17 protein-coding genes are annotated in these 16,913 nt (G+C 69.1%); 8 read left to right on the forward strand and 9 right to left on the reverse strand.

The window, feature by feature from the left end:
- Positions 1-14 precede the first annotated feature (14 nt).
- Genes hsaB through hsaA form a run of 4 tightly spaced genes read right to left on the reverse strand, consistent with a single transcriptional unit; the run spans position 15 to position 3,496 of the window.
- Positions 15-572, reverse strand: coding sequence for a 3-hydroxy-9,10-secoandrosta-1,3,5(10)-triene-9,17-dione monooxygenase reductase subunit (gene hsaB / locus SALPAC2_RS0106435; protein ID WP_026184489.1), 558 nt, complete (start codon positions 570-572; stop codon positions 15-17).
- Positions 569-1,468, reverse strand: coding sequence for an iron-dependent extradiol dioxygenase HsaC (gene hsaC / locus SALPAC2_RS0106440; RefSeq protein WP_018215828.1), 900 nt, complete (start codon positions 1,466-1,468; stop codon positions 569-571). Before hsaC ends, hsaB begins: the two co-directional genes overlap by 4 nt.
- Entirely contained in the window at positions 1,465-2,316 is an 852-nt protein-coding gene (gene hsaD / locus SALPAC2_RS0106445; RefSeq protein ID WP_018215829.1) for a 4,5:9,10-diseco-3-hydroxy-5,9,17-trioxoandrosta-1(10),2-diene-4-oate hydrolase, read from the reverse strand. The genes hsaC and hsaD overlap by 4 nt, the downstream gene beginning before the upstream one ends.
- A 7-nt stretch (positions 2,317-2,323) precedes the next feature.
- Positions 2,324-3,496 carry a 3-hydroxy-9,10-secoandrosta-1,3,5(10)-triene-9,17-dione monooxygenase oxygenase subunit gene (hsaA, locus tag SALPAC2_RS0106450; RefSeq protein WP_018215830.1) on the reverse strand — a complete coding sequence of 391 codons (1,173 nt, stop codon included), beginning with the start codon at positions 3,494-3,496 and terminating at the stop codon, positions 2,324-2,326.
- 123 nt (positions 3,497-3,619) lie between these two features.
- Here hsaA and SALPAC2_RS0106455 point away from each other — a divergent pair, with 123 nt between their 5' ends.
- The 3 genes from SALPAC2_RS0106455 to SALPAC2_RS0106465 are packed head-to-tail and all read left to right on the forward strand — an operon-like array spanning position 3,620 to position 5,999.
- Positions 3,620-4,753: a Rieske 2Fe-2S domain-containing protein gene (locus SALPAC2_RS0106455; protein ID WP_018215831.1), complete on the forward strand. Its 1,134-nt coding sequence runs from the start codon at positions 3,620-3,622 to the stop codon at positions 4,751-4,753.
- Positions 4,750-5,013 (forward strand): hypothetical protein, encoded by a 264-nt coding sequence (locus SALPAC2_RS0106460; protein ID WP_018215832.1) that lies wholly within the window; start codon positions 4,750-4,752, stop codon positions 5,011-5,013. Before SALPAC2_RS0106455 ends, SALPAC2_RS0106460 begins: the two co-directional genes overlap by 4 nt.
- Complete coding sequence (locus SALPAC2_RS0106465) at positions 5,013-5,999, forward strand: ferredoxin--NADP reductase (protein WP_018215833.1); 987 nt, start codon at positions 5,013-5,015, stop codon at positions 5,997-5,999. The genes SALPAC2_RS0106460 and SALPAC2_RS0106465 overlap by 1 nt, the downstream gene beginning before the upstream one ends.
- Positions 6,000-6,051: 52 nt before the next feature.
- Here SALPAC2_RS0106465 and SALPAC2_RS0106470 read toward each other — a convergent pair whose 3' ends face one another.
- Positions 6,052-7,644 carry an FAD-binding protein gene (locus SALPAC2_RS0106470; protein WP_018215834.1) on the reverse strand — a complete coding sequence of 531 codons (1,593 nt, stop codon included), beginning with the start codon at positions 7,642-7,644 and terminating at the stop codon, positions 6,052-6,054.
- A 109-nt stretch (positions 7,645-7,753) separates the two neighbouring features.
- Here SALPAC2_RS0106470 and kstD point away from each other — a divergent pair, with 109 nt between their 5' ends.
- Together kstD and SALPAC2_RS0106480 are read left to right on the forward strand one after the other, a co-directional pair.
- Positions 7,754-9,427, forward strand: a complete 1,674-nt coding sequence (kstD, locus tag SALPAC2_RS0106475; RefSeq protein ID WP_018215835.1) for a 3-oxosteroid 1-dehydrogenase — start codon at positions 7,754-7,756, stop codon at positions 9,425-9,427.
- Entirely contained in the window at positions 9,427-10,257 is an 831-nt protein-coding gene (locus SALPAC2_RS0106480; protein WP_018215836.1) for a MaoC/PaaZ C-terminal domain-containing protein, read from the forward strand. Before kstD ends, SALPAC2_RS0106480 begins: the two co-directional genes overlap by 1 nt.
- 3 nt (positions 10,258-10,260) lie before the next feature.
- Here the strand turns inward: SALPAC2_RS0106480 and SALPAC2_RS0106485 are convergent, their stop codons facing one another.
- The 3 genes from SALPAC2_RS0106485 to SALPAC2_RS0106495 form a co-directional block, all read right to left on the reverse strand.
- Positions 10,261-11,403, reverse strand: coding sequence for an acyl-CoA dehydrogenase family protein (locus SALPAC2_RS0106485; RefSeq protein WP_018215837.1), 1,143 nt, complete (start codon positions 11,401-11,403; stop codon positions 10,261-10,263).
- Positions 11,384-12,403 (reverse strand): acyl-CoA dehydrogenase family protein, encoded by a 1,020-nt coding sequence (locus SALPAC2_RS0106490; protein WP_018215838.1) that lies wholly within the window; start codon positions 12,401-12,403, stop codon positions 11,384-11,386. Before SALPAC2_RS0106490 ends, SALPAC2_RS0106485 begins: the two co-directional genes overlap by 20 nt.
- Before the next feature lie 147 nt (positions 12,404-12,550).
- Complete coding sequence (locus tag SALPAC2_RS0106495; RefSeq protein WP_018215839.1) at positions 12,551-12,982, reverse strand: type II toxin-antitoxin system Rv0910 family toxin; 432 nt, start codon at positions 12,980-12,982, stop codon at positions 12,551-12,553.
- Positions 12,983-13,252: 270 nt separating this feature from the next.
- On the opposite strand from SALPAC2_RS0106495, the gene SALPAC2_RS0106505 reads away from it, so the two are divergent.
- Genes SALPAC2_RS0106505 through SALPAC2_RS0106515 form a run of 3 tightly spaced genes read left to right on the forward strand, consistent with a single transcriptional unit; the run spans position 13,253 to position 14,753 of the window.
- Entirely contained in the window at positions 13,253-13,597 is a 345-nt protein-coding gene (locus SALPAC2_RS0106505; protein ID WP_026184490.1) for an ArsR/SmtB family transcription factor, read from the forward strand.
- Positions 13,594-14,088: an SRPBCC family protein gene (locus SALPAC2_RS0106510; protein ID WP_018215842.1), complete on the forward strand. Its 495-nt coding sequence runs from the start codon at positions 13,594-13,596 to the stop codon at positions 14,086-14,088. The genes SALPAC2_RS0106505 and SALPAC2_RS0106510 overlap by 4 nt, the downstream gene beginning before the upstream one ends.
- Positions 14,088-14,753: a dihydrofolate reductase family protein gene (locus tag SALPAC2_RS0106515; RefSeq protein WP_018215843.1), complete on the forward strand. Its 666-nt coding sequence runs from the start codon at positions 14,088-14,090 to the stop codon at positions 14,751-14,753. The genes SALPAC2_RS0106510 and SALPAC2_RS0106515 overlap by 1 nt, the downstream gene beginning before the upstream one ends.
- Positions 14,754-14,794: 41 nt before the next feature.
- Here SALPAC2_RS0106515 and SALPAC2_RS0106520 read toward each other — a convergent pair whose 3' ends face one another.
- Positions 14,795-16,738, reverse strand: a complete 1,944-nt coding sequence (locus SALPAC2_RS0106520; RefSeq protein WP_018215844.1) for a cellulase family glycosylhydrolase — start codon at positions 16,736-16,738, stop codon at positions 14,795-14,797.
- Between the last annotated feature and the right edge of the window lie 175 nt (positions 16,739-16,913).

Below are 16,913 nucleotides of genomic sequence, written 5' to 3' on the forward strand. Positions count from 1 at the left end.
GCTGCCGAGGTGCGCTAGATCCAGTCGGTGTGCCGGGGCCACGCCAGCAGCGTGTCGACCACCTCCGGCGGCTCACCAGTCGGCATCGGCGCGACGGCGCGGTAGCGGCCCTTGAAAAACAGCAGCGGACTGTCGTCGCGGCACTCGCCGAGCGCGGTCACCCGGCCCACCACAATCGCGTGGTCGCCGCCGGGGTGCACGGCCTCGATCCGGCAGTCGGCCCAGGTCAACGCTCCGGTAAGGATCGGCATACCGGTCGGGGAGGGAGCCCAGCCGACCTCGGCGAACTTGTCCGCGCCCGATGCGCCGAAGACCCGGGACAGCGGCCCGTGCGCCTCCGCCAACACGTTGACACCGAACACCCCGGCGTTGTGGATCCGACGCCAGGTGGCGGAGCTTGCCTGGGGGCAGAACAGCAGGAGTGGTGGGTCCAGCGACAGGGGGGCGAAGGCCTGGCAGGCGAACCCCGCCGGGCCTTCGTCGTCGAGCGTCGTGATGACGGTCACGCCGGTGCAGAAGTGGCCGAACACCCGCCGGAACTGCTGGGTGTCCACCACCGCTGCAGTAGTCACCCGACCCGCCGGAACTGGTGGCCCCACACACTGTGCGCGGTCGTCTGCCGAGCGATCCAGGTGCGGTCGTCCACGGTGTCACCGTCGGTGCCGTACTCGATGTCGAACCCACTCGGTGTGCGCAGGTAGAACGAGATCATGCCGTCGTTGGCGTGCCGACCCAGGGTCGCGACCATCGGGGTCTTGTTTCGGGTGCCACGGTCCAGGGCCCGGCCGACGTCATCGATGGTCTCGGTCTCGATCATCAGGTGGATCAGGCCACTGGGGGCTGGTAGCGGAGCCAGGGCGACGCTGTGGTGTCGCGGGTTGCAGCCGAGGAAACGCATCCAGAGTGGGGTGTCGCTGGGCGGCAGGCCGATGGCCTCCGGATGCAGTCGCATCGAGTCGCGCAGCCGGAAGCCGAGCACCTCGGTCCAGAAGCGTAACCCGGCGGCGTCGTCGAAGGTCGGCAGCACCACGTGCCCCATGCCCTGCGCGCCGGTGACGAAGCGGGTGCCGTACGGGCTGTGCGCCGGGCGGCTGTCGAGCTCGGCCCCGCAGTAGAACTCCAGGCGGTTCCCGGAGGGGTCGTCAACGCTGATCATCTGCGCCACCCGGCGGTTGGCCAGCTCGTCCGCCTCCGCCGTCTTGATCACGGTGCCGGCCCCCTCGAGGACGCCGGTCAACTGGTCGAGCGCGGCGGGGTCAGCCAGCTCCCAACCACTGGCGGCCAACCGGTCCCGCTCGCCGGGTACCACCACGATCCGCGCGGGCAGGTCGTCCATGCGGAGATAGGCGGCTTCCGGCTCGGGGCCGCGGCCCTCGGTCATGCCGAGCACCTTGACGCCGAACTCCCGCCAGGCGGGGACGTCGGTGGCTTCGACCCGGAGGTAGCCGAGGGATCGAATGAGACTCACGGGCGGTTTCCTTCCAGGAAATCGAAGGCGAGGCGATTGAACTCGTCGAACTTCTCCAGGTGTGCCCAGTGTCCGCAGCCACCGAAGACGTGCAGCCGGCAGCGGCGGATCAGCTTGAGCGCGACCAGCGCTCCATCGAGGGGGTTGACCCGGTCTTCCCGACCCCAGACCAACAGGACCTCGTTGCGCAGCCGGTGCGCGTCGCGCCAGAGCAGACCCTCCTCGTAGAGGTCCGGGTCGGCGAACGAGGCGCCCAGCGCACGCATGCCGCGCATGGTGTCCCGGTCGGTCGCGGCACGCATCCGTTCATCGATCAGCTCGTCGGTGACGAAGGACTGGTCGAAGACGAGCGTGCGCAGGAACTCCGCCAGCTTCTCCCGGCTGGGGCCGGGTGGGGCGCCGAACGCGGTCAGCCGCTTGACCCCCTCGGTCGGGTCGGAGGCGAAGACGTTGAGGCTGAGCCCGCCGGGGCCCATCAGCAGCAGCCGGCCAGCCCGCTCCGGATAGCGCAGGGCGAACCGGACCGCGGTGCCACCGCCGAGCGAGTTGCCGATGAAGTCGACCCGGTCCAGGCCCACCTCGTCGAGCAGGGCCGCGAGCCGGTCGGCCGAGTGCGTGAAGTACTGGCGGCCACTCGGGCAACTCTCGGACCCGCCGTATCCCGGTTGGTCAACGGCGAGGGTGTCGAACCGCTCGGCGAAGACCGGGACGGTCCGCCCGAAGTTGCTCCAGGCCGAGGCGCCGGGCCCGCCGCCGTGCAGCAGCACGACCGGGTGTACGCCCGCCGGCCCGGCCCGGTGATAGTGCAGCCCGGCGGCGGTGGCTTCGATGATTGTGCTGGTCGTCATGGCGTCCTCACACCATCGCGTCCGCGACGGAAAGGCCGAACTCGCCGCTGCCGTACATGGACAGGGCGCGTTCGGGATCGTTGATGGCGTGTACCCGGCCGGCATGTGCGTCGCGCCAGAAGCGCTGGATCGGGTGGCTCGTGTAGATCGCCCGACCACCGGAGTTCTCGAAGAGCCGGTCCGCGGCCTGGATCGCCAGTTCGGTGCCCCGGACCTGGTTGCGACGCGCCCGGAGGCGCAGCCGCATCGGCAGCTTCTCCCCCGCCGTGACCAGCCCCATCAGCTCGCTCATGTCGGCGGTGAGGGTGAGCCAGGCCGTATCCACGTCGGCAGCGGCCCGGGCGACCCGCACCTGCGAGTACGGGTCCTCGGCGGCCCGTACCCCGGCGTAGGCGGCGCGGACCCGCTCCCGCATGTGGTTCACGTGCGCCTCGTACATCCCGGTCGCCATCCCGATGATCGGGGCGGTGATCGTGTACGGGAAGATCGAGCCGTACGGGATGCGGTAGAGCGGCCCGGAGTTGCGCTCCTGGCCGGGGCAGACGCACCGAGCCGTGTCGCCGAAGCTGAGCGACCGATACGCCGGGACGAACGCGTCGGAGACGACGATGTCGTTACTACCGGTGCCCCGCAGACCGATCGTGTGCCAGACATCCTCGATCCGGTAGTCGGCCGCGGGGAGCAGGAACGTGCGGAAGTCGGCGGGGTTGTCGTCCTGACCGGGCACAATGCCACCGAGCAGGACCCAGGTGGCGTGGTCGCATCCGGACGAGAAGCTCCACCGTCCACTCACCCGGTATCCCCCGTCGACTTCTTGGATCTTCCCGGTCGGGGCGTAGGAGGAGGACATCAGGGTGCTGGGGTCAGCACCCCAGACGTCCTGCTGGGCCCGTTCGGGGAAGAGGGCCAGCTGCCAGTTGTGCACCCCGATCACCGATGCGACCCAGCCGGTCGATCCGCAGGCGCTGGCGATGTCGCGAACGCAGCTGAAGAAGGCCGTCGGGTCGGCCTCAAGCCCGCCACACCAGGCCGGCTGCAGCAGCCGGAAGAAGCCGGTGGAGGCCAGTGATTTGAGGTGCTCGGTGGAGAGCGATCGGCGGTCCTCTGTCTCCTGGGCCGCCTCCCGCAGAACGGGTAACAGCTCCCGCACCCCCCGTGCGACCAGTTCGGCGCCCTCCATGAGATCCCCTCCGGTGGCTTGGCTGAGGAACGTGACGATCCCTATAATAGAACACGTTCTACTTCTCGGCTACTATACGAACAGCAGGACCTGTAACACGTTCCATCACAACTGAGGAGCGACATGACCAACGTCGAGGCAGTACGCACTATCGACAGCGGGGTTCTGCCCACCAGATTTGCCCGCGGCTGGCACTGCCTGGGACTCGCCGACTCGTTCCGCGACGGCAAACCGCACGCCGTCGAGGCGTTCGGTACCAAACTCGTGGTTTTCGCCGACTCGACCGGCACCCTGCACGTGCTCGACGGGTACTGCCGCCACATGGGCGGCGATCTGACGATGGGCACCATCAAGGGCGACGAGATCGCCTGCCCGTTCCACGACTGGCGCTGGCGCGGGGACGGTCGCTGCACCGCGGTGCCGTACGCCCATCGGGTTCCGCCCCGCGCCCGGACCCGCTCCTGGCCCACCTGCGAGGAGAACCGCCAGCTGTTCATCTGGAACGACCCACAGGGCGCTCCGCCACCGTCGTCCGCGGCGATCCCCCGCATCGACGCCGCCTTCTCCTCCGAGTGGACCAGCTGGACCTGGGACTCCATCCGGATCGACGGCGCCAACTGCCGCGAGGTTATCGACAATGTGGTCGACATGGCGCACTTTTTCTACATCCACTTCGCGTTCCCGACGTTCTTCAAGAACGTGTTCGAGGGCCAGGTGGCCGCACAGTACTTGCAGACCCGGCCGCGGCCGGACGTACCGACCGCCACGCGACAGTCCGGGGATGCGACGCTCCGCTCGGAAGCCGCCTACTACGGCCCCTCCTACATGATCGACTACCTCTTCAACGACTACCACGGCATCGAGGTGGAGTCCGTACTGATCAACTGCCACTACCCCATCTCGGCCAACTCGTTCATGCTGCAGTGGGGCATCATCGTCAAACAACTACCCGGCCTCACCGCCGCGCAGGCCGACAAGGCGGCGGCGAAGTTCGCGGCCGGAATCGGGGTCGGCTTCCAGCAGGACGTCGAGATCTGGAAGCACAAGAGCCGGGTCGACAATCCGCTTCTGTGCGCCGAGGACGGCCCGGTGTACCAGCTCCGCCGCTGGTACGAACAGTTCTACGTGGACGTCGAAGAGGTCACCGAGGACATGGTGGCCCGCTACGAGTTCGAGGTCGACACCAGCAGAGCTGTCGAAACCTGGACCGCCGAAGTGGCAGCTAACCTCGATCGACAAGGCGATTCCGCATCATGAACCGCACGGACCCGCCCACCGAGCGGCAGGAGTATCTGATCGGCGGCTATGTGGAGCTGTCCTGCTCCCGCTGCGCCGCCCAGGTCCGGGTACGCAAGTCGAGCCCGCAGCAGACCAGCGTGCAGTGGAGCACCCAGGCCGCCCGCCGATGCCCCGCGTTGACCACCGGCGAACAGCGGCACGCACCGGTGCCCACCTGCCCCGACCTGCGCACGAGCATTCAGTACGCGGTGCGTACCGGAAGCCTGGGGGTGGCCTGATGTACCACCGGCTGCGCGTCACCGACGTGATCGAAGAGACGCCCGATGCGCACTCCCTGGTCCTGCGCGTGCCACCGGAGCTGGCCACCGAGTTCGCCTACCGCCCCGGCCAGTACCTCACCGTCCGCGTGCCGCACGGCCAGGGAATCCTGGCCCGCTGCTACTCGCTGTCCAGCTCTCCGTACACCGAGACGGATCTGAAAATAACCGTCAAACGCGTACCCGACGGACCGGCGTCGAACTGGATCTGCGACGACATCCGCGTCGGAGCCAGCCTGGAGCTCATACCGCCGGCCGGTTCGTTCACCCCCGACTCGCTCGACGGCGACCTACTTCTGCTCGCTGGCGGCAGCGGCATCACCCCGGCGATGTCCATCATCAAGTCCGTACTCGCGGCCGGTCGCGGTCGCCTTGCCCTGGTGTACGCGAACCGCGACCAGCACTCGATCATCTTTGCCACCGAGCTGGCCACGCTGAGCGAGCTACACGGCGACCGACTGAGCGTGACCCACTGGCTGGACAGCGAACGCGGCACCCCGGATCCCGCCACGTTGGCAACCCTGATCAGCCCGTACGCCGGATGGGAGACCTACGTCTGCGGTCCGGTGCCCTTCGTCGTGGTTGCCCAGGACACGCTACAGCGCGCCGGCGTGCCGGCAGACCGCATCCAGGTCGAACGCTTCGAAGTCGCGCAGCGTACGGCTGACGACCGCGACGCCACCCTCGAAGTTGAAATCGACGGCCAGACCCACCGACTACCCTGGCCGGCCGGAGCCCGCCTGCTGGACGTGCTGATCGCGGCCGGGCTGAACGCACCGTTCTCCTGCCGCCAGGGCCAATGCGGCGCCTGCGCCTGCCGACTGCTGGACGGTCAGGTCGACCTCGCGCACAACGAGATCCTGGATGAGGAAGACTTCGCCGCGGGCTACATCCTCACCTGCCAGGCCTTCGCCCGGAGCGACGAGGTGTCGGTGACCTACTACTGACCGGCGGCCAACCGCCGCCGTGCTCCCGAGCGGCGGTTGGCGTGCCCGGCCGTCAGCCGCCGCTCTCCTGGCCGCGGATCGCGGCGCTTCGGCCCGCCCGCCGGCCCGAGAAGACACAGTCGGCCAACGACAGCCCACTGACGTAGCTACGGGAGCAGATACCGACCGCGGTACGGCCGGCGGCGTACAGGCCGGGTACACCGGCGCCGTCGGCGCCGAGGGCCTGCCCGGTCTCCTCGTCCACCCGGAGGCCACCGAGGGTGAGCATGGGTGCGGGCGCGAAGAGCCGGGCCCGCACCGAGAAATCGACCAGCGAGTACGGCGGAACGGCCAGGGGCCGAACCTGGTCGGCGGGTTTGCCGGCCGGATCGGGGCCAGCCGACTGATAGGCCGTGAGGGTGTCGACCAGCTGCTCGGGATTCACTCCGGCCCGGCGGGCGACCGCCGCTGGTGTCGCCGCGGTGACCCGGCCGAACGTCAGCAGCCACCGTGCCTGCACGCGCTGGAACCACAGCGTCTGGGCCCGCAGCTGCCGGCGGCACTCAGCGCGCAGGGCGCCGTCGAGCAGCAGCCAGGCCCGCGCACCCGGCGCGCGCACGATCGCCTCGCCGACGGCCGCGCCATAGCGGGACTCGTCGCAGATCCGTCGGCCATCCCGGTCAACGAGCAGGCCGCCGAGCATCGCCGCGGGCGGGGCCAGGAATCGCCAGATGCTCACCCGGTCGAGGTGGGCGGTGGTTGCGCCGGCCGCCACGCCGAGCCGGATCCCGGAGCCGTCGTCGCCGGGCGTGCCCAGGCGCATCCCACCGCGGTACTCCGGCGCGTGGGTACGAAGCAGTTCACGGTCGAAGACGAAGCCGCCGGCGGAGAGCACGACACCGCCGCCCGCCCGGACCCGCAGCCGACGGCCGTACCGCCGCTCCAGCCAGGCGACTGGCCGGCGCAGCGCGCTCCCCAGGGCCGGCAGGTAGACACCGGGCCGGACCGCACAACGGTGCAGAAGGCGGTGGGCGAGCCGGACCCAGCGGGGGGCACCGTGCAGGGTCCGGCACTCGACTCCGGTGATTCGGCCGTCGGGGCCGGTGACGAGCCGCTCGGCGCGGGTCTGCGCGAGCAACTCGACACCGCGGGCACGGGTGGCAGCGGCGAGCCGGGCCGCGAGCACCCGGCCGGAGGTGCCGCGGGCGTGCACCCGGTGACCGCGTGGCGCCGGTGGCGCCCGATGGGCGAAGGAGGGCTCACTTCCGGAGTAGTACAGGTAGTGGCGATCGGTCGGGTACGAGGTCTTGTATGGACAGAGACTGCCCTCGAAGGGCACGCCGAGGCCGGCCAACCAGTCGATCGCGTCAGCGCTCTGCTCGCAGAACCGGCGCAGGGTCGCGGGCGAGACGGTGTCGCCGACCTCCTCGCGCAGGTAGTCCAGCATCGCCTGGGGGGTGTCGGTAACCCCGGCCGCACGCTGCTGCCGGGTCCCGCCGCCCGCATAGATCACCCCACCGGACATCGCGGTGGTGCCGCCGCCGGAGAAACGGTCGAGCACCAGGACGTGCGCTCCCGCGTCGGCCGCCTCGACCGCGGCACAGGCCCCGGCCGCGCCGAAGCCGACCACCACGACGTCGGCTGTCTGGTCCCACTCCTCGGTCACCGCGCCTCCGTAGTGTTCCGCAGGTCAATGTGGTCGGCAGCGCCGACCACGAGGCAGACAGCGTCCCCGACCGGTGGTGGCGAGCCGGATAAAACTATAACCTGTTCTCGTGTCGATACCGGAGCAAGAATTCGATGTTGTCGTCGTCGGCAGCGGCGGTGCCGGCATGGTCACGGCACTCACCGCGGCGCACCGGGGACTGAGCGCGGTCGTGCTGGAAAAGGCCGAGACATACGGCGGTTCCACCGCCCGCTCCGGCGGCGGGCTCTGGCTTCCCGGCAACGAGGTGCTGGCCCGGGCCGGGGTCGCCGACCGAGCCGAAGATGCGCGCACCTACCTGGCGTACGTCGCCGGCGCCGACGCCACCGCGGCCCGGCAGGACGCGTTCCTCGCCGCCGCACCGGAGGTGGTCAGCTTCGTCCGCGACCACACCCCACTCGACTTCGCCTGGGTGCCCGGCTATCCGGACTACTACCCCGAGGCTCCCGGTGGGCTTCCGGGCGGGCGCAGCATCGAGCCGCTCCTGCTCGACACCCGGTTGGTCCGAGCTGATCTCGCGACACTGGCCGCGCCTTACCAGGCAGTGCCGGAGGGGGTGGCGGTCACCCAGGTCGACTACCGATGGCTGTCGCTGGGCCTCCGACATCCGCGGGCGATCCGGACCGGGGTTCGGCTCGCCGCCCGCGGCCTGGCCGCCCGGATCCGGCGCCGGCAGCTGCTCACCATGGGCCAGGCGCTCGCCGCCGGGCTCCGCGCCGGCCTGCGCAACGCCGGCGTCCCGGTCCGGCTCAACACGCCGATGACCGACCTGCTCCTTGAACGGGGCCGGGTCACCGGGGTTACCGCCCAGCAGGCCGGCGCCCCGGTGCTGTTCCACGCCCGACGAGGTGTGGTGCTGGCAAGCGGCGGGTTTGAGCGCAACCAGTCGATGCGCCAGAAGTACCAGGCGGGGATCGGCACGGAGTGGACCACTGGCGCGGCCGGCAACACGGGTGACGGCATCGAGGCGGGCGGACGGCTCGGGGCCGCCCTCGACCTGATGGACGAGGCCTGGTGGGGGCCGTCGATTCCGCTCCCCGGCGGGCCCTTTTTCTGCCTCGCCGAGCGCAACCAGCCCGGCTGCCTCATGGTTGATGCCAACGGCCGGCGCTTCGTCAACGAAGCGGCCCCCTACGTTGACGCGGTGCACGCCATGCTCAGCCCGGGGGTCGACCAACCGGCGTGGCTGGTGGCCGACCAAACCTACCGGGACCGCTACCTCTTCGGCGGCCGGGCCCCACGCTCCGCGCTACCACGGCGCTGGTTCACCTCGGGGGCGGCGTACCGCGCCGACACCCTGGACGACCTGGCCAACCAGATCGGAGTGCCCGCCACTGCGTTGACCGGTACCGTGCGCCGGTTCAACGAGTTCGCGCAGCGCGGTCGGGACGACGACTTCCACCGCGGGGACTCGGCCTACGACCGCTACTACGGCGACCCGCGGCACCGGCCCAACCCGTGCCTGGGCGCCGTGGCCCGGCCCCCGTTCTACGCGTTCCGCATGGTCCCCGGTGACCTGGGCACCAAGGGCGGCCTCCGGACCGATGAACGGGCCCGGGTGCTGCGCCCGGATGGCACGGTCGTACCCGCGCTGTACGCGGCGGGCAACGTCAGCGCCTCGGTGATGGGGCGCAGCTACGCCGGCGCCGGTGCGACCCTCGGCCCGGCCCTCGTCTTCGGCTACCTGGCCGCACTCGACTTGGCCGCGACGGCCACCACCCCCACTACCCTCCTGGAGGACTGATGCCCATCGACCCCGCCGTCGCCGTCGGCGCCGAACTTCCCGGTCGGGACCTGAGCTGGGACAGCACCGACGTGCTGCTGTACCACCTGGCCGTCGGCGCTGGCCCCGACGAGCTGTCCTACGTCTACGAGGGCGCGCTGCGTGGGGTCCTGCCCACCTTCGCCACGGTGGCCGCCACCCTGCGGGACACCGAGCCACCCACACTGACCATGCCCGGCATCGACATCGATCTAGCCCAGGTCGTCCACGGTCGGCAGGAGCTCGAACTACACCAGCCGATCCCGGCGAAGGGCAGCTGTGCGGCCCGCTCGCGGGTCGCCGCCGTGTATGACAAGGGCAGTGCGGCGGTCATCGTCACCGAGACCAGCACCGAGCTGTTCACCAGTCGGATCAGCATCTTCGTCAAGGGTGCGGGCGGATTCGGCGGGGAACGGGGGCCGACCACACGGGTGCCAGTGCCGGACCGGGCACCCGACGCGGTGGTGCTCTCCCCCACCGATGCGCGGCAGGCCCTCTGGTACCGACTCTGCGGCGATCGCAACCCGCTGCACGTCGACCCGACCTTCGCCGCCCACGCCGGTTTCCCCCGGCCGATCCTGCACGGGCTCTGCACGTACGGAATCGTGGCGAAGGCGGCGGTCGACACCCTGCTCGACGGCGACCCGGAACGGGTGGCCGGCTACCAGGCCCGCTTCGCTGGGGTCGTCTTTCCTGGTGAAACCCTGCGCACCGAAATCTGGCGGGAAGACGGTCAGCTGGTGCTGCGCGCCTCGGTTGCCGACCGGGACAACGCCCCGGCCCTCTCCGACGTGAGCATCACCCTCCGCTGAGTACTAACGCGGCACGCGAGGCAACCCGAGCCCCGCGGACGCGATCAGTTCCCGCTGAATCTCGTTGACCCCACCGCCGAAGGTGAGCACGAGGTTCCGCTTGGTCTGAACGTCAAGCCAGGTCAACAGCTCTGCCGTCGCCGGGTCGGCGGGGTCGCCGCGGCGCCACACGGCCTCCTCCAGCTCCTGGCTGAGCCGAAGCAGCCACTCCGACGAGAAGACCTTGGTGACCGAGGCGTCCGCCGCATTGGGTTCGTCCCCGGTCGCCGACCAGTTGAGCAGTTCGTTGATGCGCTGGCAGGCGGCGACGCGAGCGAGGACGCGTCGCACATCCGGGGCTTCGAGCAGGCCCCTCGCGTACGCCCAGTCGTGTACCCGTTCGCCGAGGGCACCGAGCCGCCCGGCCGGTCCCAGCATCACCCGCTCGTGATTGAGCTGCGTGGTCAGCAGTCGCCAGCCGTCGTTCTCGGTACCCACTCGCCGGGCCACCGGCACCCGGACGTCAGTCAGATAGACCGCGTTGACGTGGTGCGCCCCATCGCACGTCATAATCGGCGTCCACGAATAGCCGGGATGTGTCGTATCCACGATGAGGATGGAGAGGCCGTGGTGCCGGGACGCGCCCGGGTCGGTGCGACAGGCGAGCCAGAGGTAGTCCGCCTCGTGCGCCCCGGTGGTGAAGGTCTTCTGACCGTTCACGACGTACGTGTCCCCGTCGCGTACCGCCCGGGTGCGCAGCGCGGCGAGGTCGGTGCCGGCCTCGGGCTCGGTGTAGCCGATCGCGAAGTGCAGCTCCCCGGCCAGAATGCGGGGCAGGAAGAACTCCTGCTGTTCGGACGAGCCGTGGGCGAGCAGCGTCGGCGCCACGGTCTGCAGGGTGACCGCGGGCAGCGGAACGTCGGCGCGGGCTGCTTCGTTGACGAGAATCTGCTGCTCCACCGGGCCAAGCCCACCGCCGCCGAATCGGGTCGGGAAACCCAGGCCCAGCCAGCCGTCCCGGCCGAGTCGACGGATCAGTTCGCGGTAGACCACGCCGTGCCGCTCGCGCAGCAGGACGGCGCGCTCCGCTGGTGGCAACACCTCGGCGAGGTAGGTGCGCAGCCGCGCCCGCAGGGCGTGCTGTTCCTCAGTCAAGTCGATGAACACCTTGGGCTCCCAGTTGGTGCAGGCAGTACTCGGTGCCGCCAAGGTGCCGGACCAGGTCCCGGACCAGGGCGGTATGTCGGTGTAGCGGGTAGTCGGCGACCAGCCCCATCCCCCCGTGCAGGTGATGGCAGGTGCGTAGCGCCGGCTGGGCAACGCTGCTCAGCCAGTACGCTCCGGTCCACCCGTCGGCGTCCTGGCCCGCCTCGGCACTCCAACTGGCGGCGAGCGCGGCCAGATGCATCGTGCGAGCGGCGACGTACACATCGGCGATCTGCTGGGAGACCGCCTGGAACGTGGCCAGCGGGCGGCCGAACTGCTGCCGGTCTCGCACGTGGTCGGCGGTCAGCTGTAAGGCACCGGCCAGCGCGCCGTCGCCCAGCGCGCAGGCTCCGGCAACTGCGAACCGGCGCAGCTCGACCTCGGCGTCGCCCAGTGGCTCCGCCGCGGCGCCCTCGAGCCGCAACATGAACTCGTCCGCCCCGGCCGAGGTCGGGGTGCGCAGCAGCGTCACCCCCGGTGCGGTGGGATCGATCAAGGCGACTGTCGGCCCGCCCCCGCGTACTCGCACCGGGACCAGAACCCGGTAGGCCGCGTCAGCATCCGGAACCGGACCGCAGGACCCGGTGATCCGCCAGCCGTCGGTCACCGGCAGCGGCGTCCCCAGGGCAGCCGTCAGAACCCGTCCCTCGAGCACGCCCGACAGCAGCTCGCGTTGCTGCTCGGGAGTGCCCGCTCGGGCCACCGGGAGGACACCGAGCGACAGCGTGGACCAGGCGGGAACCCGGGCAGCGCGCCGCCCGATCTCGGTGAGCAGCACGCCAATCGCCATCGCGCCCAGTCCAGCGCCGCCCAACCGCTCCGGCACAGCGAGGCCGAGCAGGCCGGACTGACCGAGGGCCTTCCACAGGCGCTCCGGCGTGCCCTCGCTGTCGCTCAGCACCTCGTCGGCGAGATGAACGATCGACTGCTGGGCATCGTCGAGCTCGAAGTTCGGTCCCATTTTGCTATTAGAACACGTTCCAGTTCAGGTCGACACCCGCCCTTTATCGATCACCAGGGGCTGGCCGTGAACACCAAAACCAGCCACGCCGCGAACCATTACCCAGAAATCACGGAAACGACGGCGTGGCTGACCCCGGAATCGACCTCAGTCCAGCAGCGCGACGAGCTTCGCCAACGCCTGTTGACACGCCGTGGTGGCCTGCTTCTGCAACATGCCGTCCATCGCGCCTTTCAACGCCGGGCCGGCAAACTCCATCCCGTAGGTGATGTGCGAGCCCCCGCCGCTCGACTCGACCGCGATCACCATCTTCGCCTTGACGCCCATCGGGCCGTCGCCCGCCTGCTCCAGGCGCCCCGGCGCCTCTGCCTTCGTCACCCGCCAGGCCATCTCGGCCGGCATGCCCATCAGCTTTACCCGCTGCTGATACGTGGTCCCCTCGCCGAGGGTTTCCGGCACCTCGCCGGCGAAGCCCTCGTGCATCGTGTTCCACTCGGGAACCCTCGGCAGGGCCACCACGAGCTTCCAGACCTGCGTCGGATCCGCCTTCGCGTCGGCCTCGACCGTCACTGCAGCCATCGTGACCTCCTCTTCGAGATAAATCTAGAACAGGTTATAACAGGGAAATTGATTCCACCAGCTTTGATCATGGCGGCACCCAAAACCGAGTGCGCCGACTCCGTTACCGGCCGCCGTCACCACCACCGACCACCACCGGCCACCGTCACCACCACCACCGCCACCACCACCACCGCCGCCGCCGACCATCGCCGCGATTGGGAGCCGCCCGACCAGGACACACCCTCCCGCCAACTTGACGCATGCCGTTATAGGAATACTATGGCCGTCATGGCGCGAGCAGCGACGACATCGGATGCGTTCAACGCGATCGCGGAGCCGCAGCGTCGAGACATCCTCGGGCTGCTGCGGGCCGGTGAATGGCCAGTGACCGATCTGGCCCAGGAACTGGGGATGAGCCAGCCGCAGGCCTCCAAGCATCTGCGGGTGCTCCGGGAGGTGGGGTTGGTGCGGGTCCGTGGGGTGGGCAGGCAGCGCCGCTACAGCCTGGACGCGGAAGGGCTGCGGCCGGTCCACGAGTGGATCGGCGGATTCGAACAGTTCTGGAACGAGAGTTTCGACCGACTGAACAGCTACGTCCAAGACCTCAAGCACGACAGGAGAAACAGCCAGTGACAGGAACAAGGCAAGACGCGCAGCCGGCGACGGACCGGGAGATTGTCGTCTCCCGGCTCGTCGACGCCCGGCAGGAGCTGGTATTTGAGGCGTTCACCGAGGTTGAGCACCTGTCCCGGTGGTGGGGCCCGGAGGGGTTCACCACCACCACGTACGCCTTCGAGTTCCACGAGGGTGGAGCCTGGGACTTCGTGATGCACGGACCGGACGGGACCGACTACCCACAGTGGATTAAGTGGACCGAGATCGTCACACCGAAGCGGATCACGCTGCTGCACGGTGCGTACCGCGACGACCCGGACACCTTCGAATCAATCCTGGACTTCACGCCCCACGGCGCCACGACCCGGATCGTCATGCGCAGCATCTTCCCCACCCGACAGCTAAGAGACCGCGTTGTGCTGGAGTACCACGCGATCGAGCGCGGCGAGCAAACGCTGGGCAAGCTGGCCTCCTACGTCGCCGAGGTCGCCCGGAAGGGGGCCCGCTGATGCCAAGCAAGGTGTTCATCAGCCTATCCATGTCGCTCGACGGCTTCAGCGCGCCCGAGTCGATGGAAGGTCTGCACGCCACGCCCGAGCAGCGAGAGCGGGACCCGCGGCTCGACTACTGGATGGCCCAGTGGATGGAGCTTCAGGGGTGGCTCTTCCCCCAGCGGTACTTCCGGGAACGGCTCCACCTGGGGGAGGGCGGCGAGGAGGGGAGCGACAACGACTTCGTCCGAGAGACGTTCGAACGTACCGGCGCCAACATCATGGGCAAGCGCATGTTCGAACTCGGCGAGCACGCGTGGCCGGAGGAGCCGCCTTTCCACGTCCCCGTGTACGTCCTCACCCACGAGCGGCGCTCCCCCTGGGAGCGGCCCGGCGGGACCACATTCTACTTCGTCAACGACGGCATTCAGCACGCACTGGATCAGGCCCGCGAGGCCGCCGGCGAGCGGGATATCCGCATCTCCGGCGGCAGCGAGACGGCCCTGGCGTACCTCAACGCGGGCCTAGTCGACGAATTGTCGATCTCGGTCGCACCGGTGCTCTTCGGCGCCGGCACCCGCCTCTTCGAGGGCGTGGACGCGTCCCGGATCGCGCTGAAGCCAGCCCATTCGAAGTCGTCGGCACGGGTGACCCACCTGACCTACACGGTGCACCCCCGATAGCCGCGCGCAACCTCCTTCTGGCCACCCGGTTCACCCGGGAGTCAGCGGGCGGAACAGGTCGGCGCGGTCGGCGCGGTGCCCGGACCAGTGCCGGTGAAGCCAAACGTGGTGCTGCTCCCAGCCGCCAGCTGACCGTTGTACGACTCGTTGAGCACCACATTCACGCCATCGGTGACCGTCCACCCGCCGTTCCACAGCGAGGTGATCGCGGTCCCGCCCGGGTCGGTCCAGGTGACCTGCCAGCCGGGGATGGCTACGGTGTCGGTGTTTTCCACGGTGATCTCACCCTGGAAGCCTCCCGGCCAGGTACTCGTCAGCAGGTACGTGGCGGTACAGCCGCTCTCTCCACCACCACCGCCGGGTGGGGTGGTGACGGTACGGGCCGGGGAGTCGGCGGAGACGTTTCCCGCCGCATCCCTGGCCCGCACGGTGAAGGTGTACTCGGTTTCGGCCGCGAGGTCGGTCACCTGATAAGTGGTGCCGGCGACCGTGGCGACTGTGCTCGGCGGACCACCGGCGGTCGCGCTCCGTACCTCATAGCCGACGACGCCGACGTTGTCCGTGGATCCATCCCAGTTCAGCGTGACCGTGGTGGAGGTCAGGTCACTGGCCATGGGACGCCCCGGTGCGGTCGGCGCGACGGTGTCGTTCCCGCCGCCGGCGTAGCGCTCAGTGAGGCTGATGCCGGTGGTCGAGGCTTCGCCACCGAGGCGTACCTGATGGTCCAGGCTGACGAACTTGCCGTTGTACTGCCAGAGCGCCGGCTTGAGCACCTCTTCGTATTTGACCTCGTCCCAGGTCTGCCAGTCGTGTTGCAGCAGGCCGCCGGTGTCGCCGGAGTTCGGGTTCAGGCACCAGAAGGTGTGGTGGATCCCCTCCTCGGCCATCAGGTCCCGCAGGGCCTTCAGCCACCTGTCTTGCCGTTCGTCCTGCCCGAACCGGCCACCCCACTCACCGACCAGCAGCGGCGCGGTGTCCTCCTCGTGGAGGTAGAGCCAGTTCGGTCGCCACACGTCGTTGGTCAACGTGGTCTTGTCGAAGTCCTTCTGGAACCACGGCTGCTCGTGCACCAACGGCCCGTAGTCGTGCGGCGAATAGACCAACTGGTCCTGGTGGGCACCCAGATTGATCGGGTGGTCCTTCGCCCCCCGAAGGTTGCCGCCCCACCAGTTGTAGTGGTAGTTGGGGCTCTGGTCCGGGTCGGTGTTGGGTGAGTCCCAGCTCTCCCCCGGGCGTGGGTAGACCTCGATGCCCTCGCAGAGAATCAGCACGTTCGGATTGATCGCGAGGATTCGATTGCCCGCCGTCTCGCAGGCGTGTTTGAAGTTGTCGGTGTCGCTGGTGTCGTCCCACTTGGCCCGGGGCGGGCTGTCCGGGGTGCCGTGCGGCTCGTTCTGGATGTCCATCGCGACGACGGTGTCGTTGTGCTGGTACCGAGTGGCGACCCACTCCCAGCCCTGGTAGAACAGCTCCGGGGTAATCTCCCCCTTGTACCACATCGGGTAGAAGTGGCCGGAGTTATCCGCCTCAGCACTGTGCACATCGAGCATGACCTTCAGCCCGTACTCCTCGCAGAGGGCCAGCCAGTAGTCGAAGATCTGCAGGTTGTCCAAGCCGGTCAACTCCGGGTTGACCGACAGGTTCACGTTCGGCAGCACCGTCTGGCCGGCCTTCCACTCCAGCAGCAGCTCCGTGGAGATCGGCACCCGGACAATATTGATTCCGCGCTCGGCCATCTGCCGCGTGATCGTCTCGATGTTGCCGGCCCAGAGCCCGTGGAAGACCCGTTCGGTGGCGTTGTAGCCGAACCAGTTCGCGCCGGTCAACCACACCTGGTTGCCCGCCTCGTCCACGATCTTGTTGCCGTCGGTGTGCAGCCAGTCGGCCGCCGGAGCCGAGACGAGCTGCACCTCCGACTGGGGTGCGGTGGTGGCGAACGCGGCCGGGGCGGCGGCCGTCAGCCCGAGAGCTACGCAGGCCGCCAATGCGGCAGCCGGCAATCTTGACATCACAGACACGGGAAGCTCCTGGTGGCGATGGTGGTGGTGGACGCTTGGGAGCGTTTCCAGCCATAGATTAAGCTGACTGTCGACGTAACGGAAGAGCAAACTTTCCGTAATCGCCGCTTAACGGCTTAAGGCCTATCGGCCCGATCGCCAG

This window comes from Salinispora vitiensis (assembly GCF_000378825.1).
Lineage (GTDB): Bacteria > Actinomycetota > Actinomycetes > Mycobacteriales > Micromonosporaceae > Micromonospora > Micromonospora vitiensis.